General features: G+C 58.5%; 1 pseudogene. It reads right to left on the reverse strand.

Going from position 1 to position 253, the window contains the following annotated elements:
- Positions 1 to 253, reverse strand: a pseudogene (locus SB765_RS31845) (AraC family transcriptional regulator); the annotation flags it as partial.

Raw genomic sequence — 253 nt, forward strand, 5'->3', positions numbered from 1 at the left:
GGCTGCCAAAGCGGCGGTTGGCATCCAGCGCACGCATGCGCTCAAGCAGCTGCAACACCTCGGCGAAATCGGCGTCTTCCAGGCAAAAATCCAGGTGCTCCTGGAAGCGAAACGGTGACAGCTCCGGGGCTTGCAGGATCGAGACTTCTTCCAGATCCATCGGGTCGCAATCCAGGTGTGGCAACAGGAAGGTCTGGGAAAAATTGATCACCACGAAATCACTGTCCGCAGGATGCGGGATCACATGCACCCG

Origin of the sequence: Pseudomonas sp. SIMBA_067 (assembly GCF_046534675.1) — a bacterium.
Classification (GTDB): domain Bacteria; phylum Pseudomonadota; class Gammaproteobacteria; order Pseudomonadales; family Pseudomonadaceae; genus Aquipseudomonas; species Aquipseudomonas putida.